This window comes from Agromyces atrinae, assembly GCF_013407835.1.
GTDB lineage: Bacteria > Actinomycetota > Actinomycetes > Actinomycetales > Microbacteriaceae > Agromyces > Agromyces atrinae.
Window position 1 is genome coordinate 1,084,400 of sequence record NZ_JACCBI010000001.1, and the last position, 13,390, is coordinate 1,097,789.

11 protein-coding genes and 1 riboswitch are annotated in these 13,390 nt (G+C 69.3%); of the genes, 2 read left to right on the forward strand and 9 right to left on the reverse strand.

Going from position 1 to position 13,390, the window contains the following annotated elements:
• Positions 1-4 precede the first annotated feature (4 nt).
• The 9 genes from BJ972_RS05295 to ligA all read right to left on the reverse strand — a co-directional run bounded on the left by BJ972_RS05295 (position 5) and on the right by ligA (position 10,781).
• The gene (locus BJ972_RS05295) at positions 5-652 is read right to left on the reverse strand and encodes an ECF transporter S component (protein ID WP_373366809.1); all 648 of its coding nucleotides are present in this window, start codon (positions 650-652) and stop codon (positions 5-7) included.
• A 37-nt stretch (positions 653-689) separates the two neighbouring features.
• Positions 690-799: riboswitch (TPP riboswitch) on the reverse strand.
• Between the two features lie 15 nt (positions 800-814).
• The gene (locus BJ972_RS05300; protein ID WP_129172771.1) at positions 815-1,144 is read right to left on the reverse strand and encodes a spore germination protein GerW family protein; all 330 of its coding nucleotides are present in this window, start codon (positions 1,142-1,144) and stop codon (positions 815-817) included.
• 46 nt (positions 1,145-1,190) lie between these two features.
• Positions 1,191-2,450 carry a DNA polymerase IV gene (locus BJ972_RS05305; RefSeq protein ID WP_129172772.1) on the reverse strand — a complete coding sequence of 420 codons (1,260 nt, stop codon included), beginning with the start codon at positions 2,448-2,450 and terminating at the stop codon, positions 1,191-1,193.
• Between the two features lie 60 nt (positions 2,451-2,510).
• A complete protein-coding gene (locus BJ972_RS05310) occupies positions 2,511-3,098 on the reverse strand; it encodes a hypothetical protein (protein WP_129172773.1) in 588 nt (195 codons plus the stop codon).
• Positions 3,099-3,187: 89 nt separating this feature from the next.
• Positions 3,188-4,687, reverse strand: coding sequence for an Asp-tRNA(Asn)/Glu-tRNA(Gln) amidotransferase subunit GatB (gatB, locus tag BJ972_RS05315; RefSeq protein ID WP_129172774.1), 1,500 nt, complete (start codon positions 4,685-4,687; stop codon positions 3,188-3,190).
• Positions 4,687-6,219: an Asp-tRNA(Asn)/Glu-tRNA(Gln) amidotransferase subunit GatA gene (gene gatA, locus BJ972_RS05320; RefSeq protein ID WP_129172775.1), complete on the reverse strand. Its 1,533-nt coding sequence runs from the start codon at positions 6,217-6,219 to the stop codon at positions 4,687-4,689. The genes gatB and gatA overlap by 1 nt, the downstream gene beginning before the upstream one ends.
• Entirely contained in the window at positions 6,216-6,518 is a 303-nt protein-coding gene (gene gatC, locus BJ972_RS05325) for an Asp-tRNA(Asn)/Glu-tRNA(Gln) amidotransferase subunit GatC (RefSeq protein WP_129172776.1), read from the reverse strand. Before gatC ends, gatA begins: the two co-directional genes overlap by 4 nt.
• 76 nt (positions 6,519-6,594) lie before the next feature.
• Positions 6,595-8,409 carry an alkaline phosphatase family protein gene (locus BJ972_RS05330; protein WP_129172777.1) on the reverse strand — a complete coding sequence of 605 codons (1,815 nt, stop codon included), beginning with the start codon at positions 8,407-8,409 and terminating at the stop codon, positions 6,595-6,597.
• A 41-nt stretch (positions 8,410-8,450) separates the two neighbouring features.
• Positions 8,451-10,781: an NAD-dependent DNA ligase LigA gene (gene ligA / locus BJ972_RS05335; protein WP_129172778.1), complete on the reverse strand. Its 2,331-nt coding sequence runs from the start codon at positions 10,779-10,781 to the stop codon at positions 8,451-8,453.
• A gap of 137 nt (positions 10,782-10,918) precedes the next feature.
• Between ligA and BJ972_RS05340 the strand changes: the two genes are divergently transcribed.
• Both BJ972_RS05340 and BJ972_RS05345 read left to right on the forward strand, forming a co-directional pair.
• Positions 10,919-12,073 (forward strand): hypothetical protein, encoded by a 1,155-nt coding sequence (locus tag BJ972_RS05340; RefSeq protein WP_129172779.1) that lies wholly within the window; start codon positions 10,919-10,921, stop codon positions 12,071-12,073.
• A complete protein-coding gene (locus BJ972_RS05345; protein WP_129172780.1) occupies positions 12,070-13,386 on the forward strand; it encodes an aromatic amino acid lyase in 1,317 nt (438 codons plus the stop codon). The genes BJ972_RS05340 and BJ972_RS05345 overlap by 4 nt, the downstream gene beginning before the upstream one ends.
• The last annotated feature ends 4 nt before the right edge of the window (positions 13,387-13,390 follow it).

Sequence of the window (13,390 nt, forward strand, 5' to 3'; positions counted from 1 at the left end):
GCGCTCAGACCTCCCGGCGCGATTCCCTGCCGACGGCGAACCGGCTGAGAGCGCCCGTCGCGGCGAGGGCCTTCACGAGGAACCAGCCGAGCACACCGGCGAGTACGACGCCCGAGACGATGAGCGAGACGAAGTAGATGATGTTGAACTCGACGCTCTTCTCGATGTTGCCGAAGAGGAAGAACTCGAGGATCCACGCACCGGCGGCCGCACCGGCACCCGCGAGCGCCGCGGTGACGATCCCGAATCGACGGTAGGCGAACGCCGCGAAGACGAGTTCGGCACCGAGACCCTGGGCGAGACCCGAGTAGACCGTCGAGATACCCCAGACGTTGCCGATGAGCGCGGAGACGATCGCCGCGAGCAGTTCGACGAGGAGAGCCGCGCCGGGCTTGCGGATGACGAGACCGCCGACGACACCGGCGAGAAGCCAGATGCCGACTGCCGTGCCGCCGAAACCGGGCGTGACGGCGTCAGCGGCCTGGAACCAGAGATAGCCGATGGAGTTCCAGGCCCAGAAGACGAGACCCAGTGCGACGCCGAGCACGGCGGCGATGACGATGTCGATGACGCGCCAGCCGAACAGGTCGGAAGCCGACCGCTTCGGCGCCGGAGCGCTCGTACCTGGAGTGGTGATGGCAGAACTGTGCACGTGACGTGCCCCTCTCGAAAGGATGGATAGGGCACGGGTGTGAGATTGTCAGACTCCCTGCGCTGGCATGATCCAGATCAGGTTCGACGGTCGAAGGTTGAGAACCTTCCTCTCAGCCCGGCTCACCGGACTCCCGTGTTCGAGACGAGTATAGACCCGCCGCTACTTCTTGGCGGCGCGGATGACGCGCGCGAGGGCCCGACCGGCGACGCAGACGAACGGGATTCCGACGACGAGCACCGTGATGATGTTCGGTTCGAAGCGCAGGTCTCCTCCGCGCGACACGTACGCGCCGATGGGAACGGAGGCTCCGCCGCCACCGCCGCCCTCGCTGCGGTCGTCGGTCTCGTCGCTCGTACCGACGCCGAAGCCGTAGTGCGTGTACGCCACGGGGATGATCGTCGTGCCGTCGACCTCGACGGGGTCGCCGTAGACGGCCTTCACGCCGAATCCGCTGAATCTGTCTGCAAGGGTCTCAATGATGGAGGGCATCCTTCCACGCTAGCCGCGCCAGAGCCCCGCCGATAGCCCGCCCGGTTCATTCCAGGAAAGGATCACGCCGCTTCGAGCTCTCGACGCGCCCGCCGCGGTCGCGACCGAGCAGGGCCGCGGGGGTGACGCTGCCCTTTCCGTATCGGCTCACGACGTCGTCGATCGTGCGTTCGGCGTCGCGCCAGTCGTCGTCCGGGTCCCACAGTGCCGCACTGAAGCCGGGTTCGGCGAGGTTCTCGGCCCGCACGCCGATGAGTCTCACGCGCTCGCCCGCGGCGCCGAGCGCCTCGTACGCGGCGACGGCCTCCTCGTAGATGCGTCGCCCGACGTCGGTCGGCTCACCGAGGGTGCGGGAACGCGTGACGGTGCGGAAGTCGGTGTAGCGGAGCTTCAGCACGACCGTGCGACCGAGCAGTCCCGCTCGCCGCAGTCGCACGGCGACATCCTCCGACTGGCGGAGAAGTGCGCGACGGATGTCGACGGGATCGGTGACGTCGTGGGTGAACGTGACCTCGTGGCCGATGCTCTTCTCCTCGCGCGTCGTCGATACGTCGCGCGGATCGATGCCGCGCGAGAGCCGAGCGAGCTTCTGCGCGAGCGCGGGCCCGAGCGAGCGTTCGAGCGCATCGACAGGCATGGCCGCGACGTCGCCGACGGTGCGGAGACCCAGTCGGGTGAGGGATTCTTCGGTGACCTTGCCGACGCCCCACAGGGCCGACACGGGAAGCGGGTGCAGGAAGTCGAGGACGCCGTCAGCGGGGATGACGAGGAGCCCGTCGGGCTTCGCCCGGCCCGACGCCACCTTGGCGATGAACTTCGACGGCGCGATGCCGACGGAGCACGCGAGGCCTGTCTGTTCTCGCACCTTCTCGCGCAGCATCCAGCCGATCTCGGCGGGCGAGCCGAGCAGACGACGGGCGCCCGAGACGTCGAGGAAGGCCTCATCGATGCTGAGCTTCTCGACGAGAGGTGTGATCGACTCGAAGATCGTCATGACCTCGCGGGAGATCGCGGCGTAGCGCGCCATGTCGACGGGGACGACGATCGCGTGCGGGCACCGCTGCAGCGCGAGACCCATCGACATCGCCGAGTTGACGCCGTACTTGCGTGCCTCGTAGCTCGCCGCCGAGACGACGCCGCGAGGGCCCTTGCCGCCGACGATGACGGGCTTGCCGCGGAGTTCGGGGTTCTTCAGCACCTCGACGGACGCGAAGAAGGCGTCCATGTCGACGTGCATGATGCTCGAACCGGAGTCATCGACCGGACCGGTCGTGACTTGCCTGCCGCTGCCGTCCTGCTTGCTCACGGGGAGACCTTAGCGCCCTCCACCGACAACCGGCCGGGTCGAGACGCGGGGGTGCGAGGGTCAGAAGCCGAAGTCGCCACCGAAATCGCCGCCGAAGTCTCCGAAGCCGCCATCGGCGGCACCGGCATCGGCCGACGCATCGCCGGCGGAGGTGTCGCCCGCAGCGGCATCCGTCTCTCCTGCGCCCATCGCCTCGTCACTCATCGAGTGCGGGAAGAAGGCGTCGGCGATCGCCGTTCCGACGACGAAGCCGGCGATCGTACCGAGCATCGACGCACCGAACATCTGACCGAACGACGGGCCGTTGCCGCCCGCCTGGGGCGTGAACGCGCGCTCGACGGAACCCGGGGCACGGAGCTCCGACCGCGTCGCCGCACGCGCGAGGGCGTTCGGCGCATCGGAGATGGGTCGTTCGCCCGCAGGCGCCTCCTCGGCCAACTGGCGGTAGACGAGGGCACGCTGTTCGGGTGTCAGGGTCGCGAAGGCCTCACGGTGCGCCTGCTCGATCGTCGCCGCCGGAGCGGTGCGGAGCAGATACCGGTAGCGCTCGACGGCGACCTCATCGGCACTCGGCCGTGCGGTACGCGTCGGGGCTGCCGAAGCGGTCTGCGTCTCGTCTCGGCCCAGCAGCCGATCCAGGAATCCCATGTCACCCTCTCGTTCCCTCGGAATGATCCGACGGTACGGGAGAAGACGGCGAGAGACCTGTGAGCAGCCCGGACGAGAGCCGAGAGCGATCAGGCGTTGGCGCGCTCGAGCACGAGTTCGCGCACACGCGCGGCGTCGGCCTGACCCTTCATCGCCTTCATGACGGCACCGATGACGGCGCCGGCGGCCTGCACCTTGCCGTCGCGGATCTTCGCGAGAACGTCGGGCTGAGCCGCGAGAGCGTCGTCGATCGCTGCGATGAGCGCACCGTCGTCGGAGACGACCGCGAGACCACGCGCCTCGACGACCTCGCTCGGCGAGCCCTCGCCCGCGACGACGCCCTCGAGCACCTGGCGCGCGAGACGGTCGGTCAGCGTACCGGCCTCGACGAGTCCGGCGAGCTCGGCGACGTGCTGCGGAGAGACGAGGGTCGAGGCCTCCGCATCGCTCGCGTTCGCGAGGCGGGCGATCTCACCCGTCCACCACTTGCGAGCGGCGGCCGGGGTCGCACCGGCTGCGACGGTCTCGGCGAGTTCGATGAGGAGGCCCGAGTTCGCGACGTCCTGGAACTCGAGATCGGTGAAGCCCCACTCCTCCTTGAGGCGGCGACGACGCGCCGCCGGAGCCTCGGGAAGGGCAGCACGCAGCTCCTCGATGAGCTCGGGCGCCGGAACGACGGGCAGGAGGTCGGGCTCGGGGAAGTAACGGTAGTCGTCGGCATCGCTCTTCGGGCGGCCGGCGCTCGTCGCACCCGTGTCCTCGTGCCAGTGGCGCGTCTCCTGGGTGATCGAGCCGCCCTTCGCGAGGATCGCGGCCTGACGTTGGATCTCGTAGCGCACGGCGCGCTCGATCGAACGCAGCGAGTTGACGTTCTTCGTCTCGGTGCGTGTGCCGAGCTTCTCGGCTCCGCGCGGGCGGAGCGAGACGTTCGCATCGCACCGCAGGTTGCCGCGCTCCATCTTCGCGTCGGAGATACCGAGCGCGAGCACGATGTCGCGGATCGTCGCGACGTACGCCTTCGCGAGCTCGGGGGCGTCGCCCTCGGCTCCGAAGATCGGACGGGTCACGATCTCGACGAGGGGAACACCGGCGCGGTTGTAGTCGACGAGCGAGTACTCGGCGCCCTGGATGCGACCGGTCGAGCCGCCGACGTGCGTGAGCTTGCCCGCGTCCTCTTCCATGTGCGCCCGCTCGATGGGGATCTCGAAGGCGCGGCCGTCGGCGAGCTCGACCTCGACGCTGCCGTCGAAGGCGATCGGCTCGTCGTACTGCGAGATCTGGTAGTTCTTCGCGAGGTCGGGGTAGAAGTAGTTCTTCCGCGCGAAGCGGCTCGACGGGGCGATCGAGCAGCCGAGCGCGAGGCCGAGGCTGATCGAGTACCGCACGGCCTGACCGTTGACCACGGGGAGAGAACCGGGAAGACCGAGGCACGTCGGAGTGACGTTCGTGTTCGGGTCGGAACCGAAGTCGTTCGGCGCGGCCGAGAACATCTTCGTCTTCGTGTTGAGTTCGACGTGCACCTCGAGACCGATCACCGGCTCGAAGAGCTCGAGTGCGCGGTCGAAGTCCATGAGTTCTGCGCGAGCCATCAGAGCGCACCTTCCTCGGTCGCAGCCATTTCGTGCGGGGTGAGCGACGGCGCCTTCGCGAGCAGCGGGCCGCCCCACTGGTCTTCGAGTAGTCGCTCGAGAGCGCCGCCGACACCGTAGAGTCGAGCGTCCTCGCGAGCCGGCGCCAGGAACTGGATGCCGACGGGGAGTCCGTCTTCGTCGGCGAGGCCGGCGGGCACCGAGATGCCCGGTACGCCCGCGAGGTTCGCGGGGATCGTCGCGATGTCGTTGAGGTACATCGCGAGCGGGTCGTCGAGCTTCTCGCCGAGACGGAACGCCGTCGTCGGGGCCGTCGGCGAGGCGAGCACGTCGACGCCGGCGAACGCGGCGTCGAAGTCGCGCTGCACGAGCGTGCGCACCTTCTGGGCGCTGCCGTAGTAGGCGTCGTAGTAGCCGGCCGACAGGGCGTAGGTGCCGAGGATGATGCGTCGCTTCGTCTCGGGGCCGAAGCCGGCCTCACGCGTCGCCGCCATGACCTGCTCGACCGTTCCGCCGCCCTCGGGGTTCACCCGGAGGCCGAAGCGCACCGAGTCGAACTTGGCGAGGTTCGACGACGCCTCGGCGGGCATGATCAGGTAGTACGCCGCGACGGCGTACTCGAAGTGCGGGGCGCTGACCTCGACGATCTCGGCACCGTTCTTCTCGAGCAGCGCGAGAGCCTCGTGGAAACGCGCGAGGACGCCGGCCTGGAAGCCTTCGCCGTCGAGTTCGCGGATCACTCCGATACGCAAGCCCGCGACATCCGCTCGCCGCACGGCGTCGGCCATGGACGGCCAGGTGCCGGGGATCGACGTCGAGTCCTTCGGGTCGTGTCCGCCGATGATGTCGTGGAGCAGAGCCGCGTCGAGCACGGTGCGCGTGACGGGGCCGATCTGGTCGAGCGACGAGGCGAGCGCGATCGAGCCGTAGCGGCTGACGGCGCCGTAGGTCGGCTTCACGCCGACCGTGCCCGTGACGTGAGCGGGCTGGCGGATCGAGCCGCCCGTGTCGCTGCCGAGGGCGAGGGGCGCCTCGAAGGCGGCGACGGCCGCGGCCGAACCGCCGCCGGAGCCGCCGGGGATGCGGTCGAGGTCCCAGGGGTTGTGCGTCGGACCGTACGCGGAGTGCTCGGTCGACGAACCCATGGCGAATTCGTCCATGTTCGTCTTGCCGAGAGGGATGAGACCGGCTTCGCGGATGCGCGTGACGGGCGTCGCATCGTACGGCGGGAGCCAGCCCTCGAGGATGCGGGAGCCGGCCGTCGAGGGCATGCCCTTCGTGACGAGCACGTCCTTGATTGCGATGGGGACGCCGGCGAGCTCGTGGAGCGACTCGCCCGCGGCGCGGCGGCGGTCGACATCGGCAGCCGTCTCGAGGGCGTGCTCGCCCGCGACGTGCAGGAAGGCGTGGACGGCGCCGTCGACCGCGTCGATGCGGTCGAGGTGGGCGCGGGTCGCCTCGACGGACGACACGTCGCCCGCGCGGAGTGCTTCGCCGAGCGCGCTCGCGCTCAGTCGGGTGAGGTCGCTCACTGTTCTTCTCCCAGGATCGCGGACACGACGAACCGGCTGCCGTCACTCTCGGGGGCGCCCGAGAGCGCCTCCTCGACGGTGAGCACGTCGTCGCCGATGACATCGTCGCGGTAGACGTTCTCGAGCGGGATCGGGTGGCTCGTCGGCGGCACGTCGGGCGTCGCCACCTCGCTCACCTTCTCGACGGCGGTCATGATCTGACCGAGCTCCGTCGTGAGGGTCTCGATCTCTTCGGGGCTGAGCGCGATGCGCGCGAGGCCGGCGAGGTGCGCGACCTGCTCGGCGCTGATTTCAGACATGGGTCTCCATCGGCAAGTGAGGGGGTTGATCCGATTCTATTCGGCGAGCCGCTCTCGGCGCGCCGCTCGGGTGGTGTCAGTCGACCGCACGGGCTCCGAACAGCCCCACGCCGTGGGTGTGCAGGGCCTTGTACGCGTCGCCGTAGGTCTGCGGTTCTTCATCGTCGGGCACCCCCGCGCGCGCGAGCAGCAGTCCGAGCAGACCGCGCGCGGGCGGGCTCAGGGGCTTGTCCTTATGGGCGTGAGCCGGGTGCGGCGCCGTCGCCTGCGGGTTCGGCGGGAGGTACTGCGGCGTCGGGGAGGGCCACGTCGACGGATGACGGGGGCTCGAGCGGTTCACGATCGAGAACAGGTCGTTGGCGCCTTCGTCGCGCCGTGTCAGCGGCTTCAGACCGTGGCGACGATTGAGCGTCGAGATGACGGAGCCGTGATGCATCTCATCGTGGATGATCGTTCCCGATCGCGTGTACGCGGAGATCGCGATGGCCGGCACACGGCACCCGAGGCGATCGAAGCCGAACCCCATCTCACCGGCCCCCGCGCTCGTCGGCGGTTCGGCCTCGGGCGGCGCGACATGGTCGAAGGTGCCCCCGTGCTCGTCGAAGGTGATGAGCAGCATGGTGTTGAGCGCATTCGACCCCGTCGGCGAGGCGCTCGACTTCACGGCGTTGTAGATCTGGAAGATCAGCGCCTCTCCGGCGCGCACGTCGGAGACGGCGCTGTCGATGACGGTCGAGCCGTCGACCGCACTCTCGCGGAGCGTACCGAAGGGCGGGTGGAAGTCGTTGTGGTTGTACGTCATGCGGGGCTCGATGAACGCATAGGCCGGCAGCGTTCCCTCCCGAGCATCGCGGTAGAACTGGTCCATCGTGGCGAAGTGGTCGGTCGCCCAGTACTTCTCGAGCGTCGGCGCGTGGAGCACGCCGGTGAACGAGACGAGCTGCAGTTCGTCGAAGTAGATGCGCCAACTGAGCCCCGCGTCTTCGAGCCTGTTGAAGATCGTCGGGATGGGGTCGGCATCGAGCCACTTGTCGTATCCGCCGCCGTGCTTGTTGGTGACGAAGCCGTGCGACTGCGACGCGTGGAAGAACGACCGGTTGCAGAACGTCTGCGAGGGAACGGCGCAGAACCAGTGGTCGAACACCGCGAACTCCTTCGCGAGCGTCGAGAGCACCGGAAGCATCTCGGGCGAGAAGCCGCCCATGATCTGCGCGGCCTCCTCGCTCGACGGTGCGACGCCCTTCTTCAGTCGTTCGTAGTTGATGACGTAGTCGGCGAGGAAGCCGTCCATCGTCGGTGCCGTGCCCGCGGCGGGGGCGTTGAAGGGGGCCGCCATCGCTTCGACGTAGAGCTTCGCGTTCGATGCCGGATCGACCGTTCCGAAGATCTGCGTGTTGACGTGGGGGAACTCTTCGCCCGGGTCGGGGTTCGGCATGCCCATCACCGTGTCGGTCGCCCCGTCGTAGACATGAGCGGCGACGCGCGAGCCGTCGGGGGCCGTGTTGGCGTAGTCGCCGAACGCGAGCCCGTCGAAGGATTCGCCCGACGGAAGCGTGTCGGGCGTGTAGAGCCACCCGAGGAGGTTGTCGAAGGACCGGTTCTCGCCCATGACGACGATGAGGTGGTCGAAACCGGCGACCTCGCGCGGGTTGAGTGCCGCGAAGTCGTCGGCACCCTCGGCGAACCCGAGCTGGTGACCGATCGCTGCGCCCGTCGCGCCGCCGGCCGCTCCCCCGACGACCACTCCGGCCGCGGCGATGCCGCCGTACTTCAGGAAGTCGCGACGCGACGATCCCGGCCCGGATGTCTCGTCGACGGAATCAGACCGGCTCGAAATAGACCGGCTCGAATCAGGCTGGCTCGAATCGACCCGCTTCTTCCCTCGCGCCATGTCCGCCCTCCCGACCGTTTCCCACAGAGTAGTGCGCGGCCTCAGCCGTCGAGCGCGTCGGGGCCCTCCGTGACGAGGATCGCGAACTGCGCGGCGTCGAGCACTCGGATGCCGAGCGCTTCGGCCTTGCCGAGTTTCGAACCGGCGCCGGGACCGGCGGCGACGAAGTCGGTGTTCTTCGAGACGCTCGACGCGGCCTTGCCTCCCGCGGCGATGATCGCCTCCTGCGCACCCTCACGGGTGAATCCGTCGAGCGAGCCGGTCGCGACGACGGTGATCCCGGCGAGCACTCCCCCCGCGGCCGCTGCGGCTCCCGGACCGGGGTGACCCGGCGTGGCGAACTGCACACCGGCCTCGCGCCAGCGCGTGATGATCTCGTCGTGCCAGTCGACCGCGAACCATTCGATGAGCGAATCGGCGATCGTCGGGCCCACGCCGTCGACCTCGGCGAGCTGCTCCCGCTCGGCCGTACGAACGGCGTCGAGCGATCCGAAGTGGTCGGCGAGCGCTCGGGCCGCGACCGGACCGACGTGGCGGATGTTGAGCGAGACGAACAGTCGCCAGAGCGGCTTCGTCTTGGCCAGCTCGAGCTGTTCGAGGAGCGTCACGGCCGCGGCCGACGGGTAGATCACGGGATGGTTCTTCGTGATCTTGGCCCGGCGGCGGCCGGCCGCGTCGAGCCCCTCCGCCTCCGGCGGGTATTCGAGCTGGACCCGGCGGAACGGTGTCCGCCGTCTCGGGGTGCCGTCGTCGTCGACCTCCGGCAGACCGGTCTCGGCGTTCCGGACGATGACCTCGATCGGCAGCAGGTCGTCGATCGTCAGTTCGAAGAGGCCCGCCTCCGTCTCGAGCGGCGCCTCGACGGGAACCTCGGGCTGGGTGAGAGCCGCCGCGGTGACCTCACCGAGCGCCTCGATGTCGAGGGCTCCCCTCGAACCGATGTGCTCGACGCGACCCCGAACCTGGGCGGGGCACGACCGCGCATTGGGGCAGCGCAGGTCGATGTCGCCCTCCTTCATGGGGCGGAGCTCGGTGCCGCACTCGGGGCAGACGGCCGGCATGACGAACTCTCGTTCCGTTCCGTCACGACGCTCGAGGACGGGGCCGAGGACCTCGGGGATGACGTCGCCGGCCTTCCGCAGCACGACGATGTCGCCGATGAGGACTCCCTTCATGCGCACGACGTCCTGATTGTGCAGGGTCGCTTGCCTCACGACGCTTCCCGCGACGCGGACGGGTTCCATGACGGCGAAGGGGGTGGCACGGCCCGTGCGACCCACGCTCACGACGATGTCGAGCAGACGCGTGTGCACCTCTTCGGGCGGGTACTTGTAGGCGATCGCCCACCGCGGAGCCCGGCTCGTGGCCCCGAGCTCGTCGTGTAGGGCGAGTTCGTCGACCTTGACGACGACGCCGTCGATCTCGTGCTCGACACTGTGGCGGTGCTCGCCGCGGTCGACGATGTACGCCTCGACCTCCTCGACCGTCTCGAACACGCGAGAGTGCGGCGAGACCGGCAGACCCCACGCGGCCAGGAGTTCGTAGACCTCGGACTGCGACTCGACGGGCGGGTCGGGCCACGCGCCGATGCCGTGCAGATAGAGCGAGAGCCGACCGAGCCGCTCGCGCATGAGCGCGAGCTCGGCCTCCGACTTCTTCTCTCGACGCTGGCGCAGGCTGCCCGCCGCGGTGTTGCGAGCGTTGGCGAACTCGGCGTACCGGACGGGGATCTCCTCCGGCGAGCGCCCCTTCGCGATCCAGTCCGCCTCGAAGGCGGCCTGCAGCTCGTGCTGCCGATCGTTGAGCGCCTCGAAGTCGAGCGTTCGCAGGAAGATCTCGCCGCGCACCTCGAAGAAGTCGGGATACCCCTCACCCTCGAGTCGCGTCGGGATCGCGGGAATCCAGTCGACGTTCTCGGTGATGTCTTCGCCCACGCGCCCATCGCCGCGCGTCGTCGCCGTCTCGAGCGCTCCGTCACGGAAGGCGAGGCTGATCGCGAGACCGTCGATCTTGAGTTCGCTGAGCCATCGCACCGGGCGACCGGCGGCGGCGAGGGTCTTCGCCGCCCACTCCCGGAACTCCTCGAGCGTGAAGACGTTGTCGAGGCTGAGGAGTCGCTCGGCGTGTTCGTGGGGAGGGAAGCCGGCCGAGACGACGGCTGCACCGACCTGCTGCGTCGGGCTGTCTTGGCTGACGAGCTCGGGGTACTCGGCTTCGAGCTGCTCGAGACGCCTGATGAGCACGTCGTACTCGGCATCGCTCACGAGGCTCACGCCCTCGGAATGGTAGGCGAGCCTGAACCGCTCGATGCTCTCTCTGAGGCGCTCCGACTCGTCGTGCGCCGCCTCGAAACCCTCGGGAATATCGCTCACCCGTTCAGCCTAGGACTGACCACCGACGTTCTCCGTGCGACGTCGCGAAACCCGCCGAACGGTAACGGGGCCGTCGGCGCCGGGCAGAAGCGTCGCCACTTCCTGCATGATGGGGTACGTCGAAGGAGCAGCACACGGTGAAGTACTTTCTTGTCGCACCCGTCGAGGGTGCGGGCACGACGCCCCCGCCCCCGCCCGTCACAGCGAGCGACGGGTCGCGCTCGCGCATCCTCGGCACGGGCGTCGCGGTCCGCAGCAGACTCGATCACCGTCAGAGCGAACTGCACCAGGAGTGGCGGGGCGTCTCGCCCGAGCGGTTGGCTCGCGCAGCACCGGCCGGTTTCCGCATCGAGGCGGCCTGGCTCGTCGCATCGCGGTCGGAGTCCGTGCTCGCCGCCCTCGTCGAGCACACCGACGCGGCGAGCGCACCGCTCGACGTCCTCACGATCGAGGCGGCGCTCAGCGATGTGGCCGCCGCGATCCTCCGATCGTCCGATGCGCCCGCCGACGCTCAGCTGCTGTGGGTCAATCGCACCGTCCTCCTGCCGAACGACACGGCCGTGCCCGCGCAGTGGAACGACGCGTCGATCGTGACCGCCGAACTCGTCGCGAGCAGCGCGGAGCCACCGATCCTCGCCGACTTCGGGTGGGGTAACAACGCGGTGCGCGGCTGGCCTCCCGGCGACGACGCGATGGCGCAGCAGATCCTCATGGGCCTCGTCGATGCGCAGACCGTGTGGCGCGAGATCGAAGCGCTCTCGGCCGAATCGGCGCGCATCGTGCACAACGTCGTCGATCGTGACTCCGTCGCTCGGCGACGCGGCTACCAGAGCACGCTCGACGACCTGCAGAAGCTCTCGGCGGGCATGGCCGCCCACCACCTCGCCTACGACGACGTGCTCCTCAGCATCCAGGGCGCACGGCGCGCGGCGGCACGCGCGTCCCTCTCGGCCTGGAACTACGACGAGGTGGCCGAGCGCGTCGGCCGACGGATCTCCGACATCGCCGCCGTCATCCGTCAACGGAAGGACGCGCTCGACCGCACCTATCAGGGTCTCGTCGGCGCGATCGGTGTCGTGCTCTCCCTCGTGGTCTTCATCGACCTCTTACTGTCGTTCATCTCGACGTCGTTCTCGGGGGTCGACGCGGTCCCCGGCACGGGTTCGCCGCTCGGCGTCCTGAGCTGGTTCCGATCGGTCGAGACCGACTGGCTGTTCGCCGCGACGGCCGGAATCATCCTCCTCGTCATCGGCCTGCTGGCGCTCTCGCGACGCGCACGGAGAGCCGTATGAACGCCCCGAACGTCTCGAGGGCCGCTCTCGGCCGCGTCGTCGCGAGCCTCGCGACGCGCTCTCCCGCGCCGGCCTGGCGGGAAGCACGCGAACGCATCGTCGCCGAGCGCGCGGCCGTCGACGGTCTCCTCTCGGCGGACCCGGTTCCGAGCATCTACGGATTCACGACCCTCCTCGGCCACCTCGACGCCGAGCTCACCGGAGTCGACGACGTGCACGCGACCCAGCGTCTGCTCCTCGAGAGCCACCTCATCGGCGACGCCTACGACATCTCGGCATCCGTCGCCCGTCTCGTGTCGGCCGCGAAGACCGAGCAGCTGCACCAGGGCGGCAGCGGCATCGATCCCGACCTCTACGACCTCGTCGTCGAGTCCACGACCCGATTCGACCGGCCGATCCGGGGCGCCTGGTCGGCCTCCTACGGCTCGGGCGACGTCGTCCCGGCGTCGTGGTGGGCCTCGGCCGTCGTCGGCGACCGCGCACTCGTCAGCGGCAGCACGATCGCCCTCATCAACGGATCGTTCTACGCCGCGGCCGTCGCGACGCTCGCGTCACTGAAGCTCATCGATGCGACGTCGCGTGTCCTCGCGCTGCTCGCCCGCCACTCGCCCGTCGCCGAGACGGCACCCGTGCGCGGTGACGGGCTCCCCGCCGAACAACTCGTCTCCGTGTTCGACCGTCATCCGTCGCCGCCTCCGGGCGACGCGCAGGCGCCCGTGAGTCTCCGCGACTCCGCACCCGTCATCGATACGGCTCTCACGACGTTCCGACACCTGGGCTCCGCCCTCGAACGACGACTCGGCCGCACATCCGCCAACCCGCTCTTCATCGGGGAGGGCTCCTCGTTCCGCGCGACGAGCCAGTCGAGCTTCCTCGACCCCGTGCTCACCCTCGCCCTCGGGGATGCCGAGCAACTTGCGCGCCTCGTGCTCGGCATCGCTCACCGCGTCTCGGTGCACACGGCGGCTGCGGCCGCGTCGACGGGCGCCGCACGCCCCGACCTCGTGCAGCCGCCGAAGGTCATCAGCGCGCTCATCGAACGCGCCGACCGCCTCGGCGGACGCCCGACGCGCTTCAGCGGCGACGACTCGGAGGGCGTCGAAGACCTCCGCGACGGCGCGCTGCTCTCGGCGATCACGGTGCTCGAACTCGCGCGCCTCATCGAGGACGCCGTCGACCTCCTCGGCGGACCGGCATCGGATGACGCGGAGGAGATCCGGCGTGCACTCCAGAGCGAACTGCTGGGCGCCGAAGCACCCGAGGGGCTCGACGAGGCCGTGAGCACGATCGCCCCGAGCCCCTTCTGGTTCTGACCGA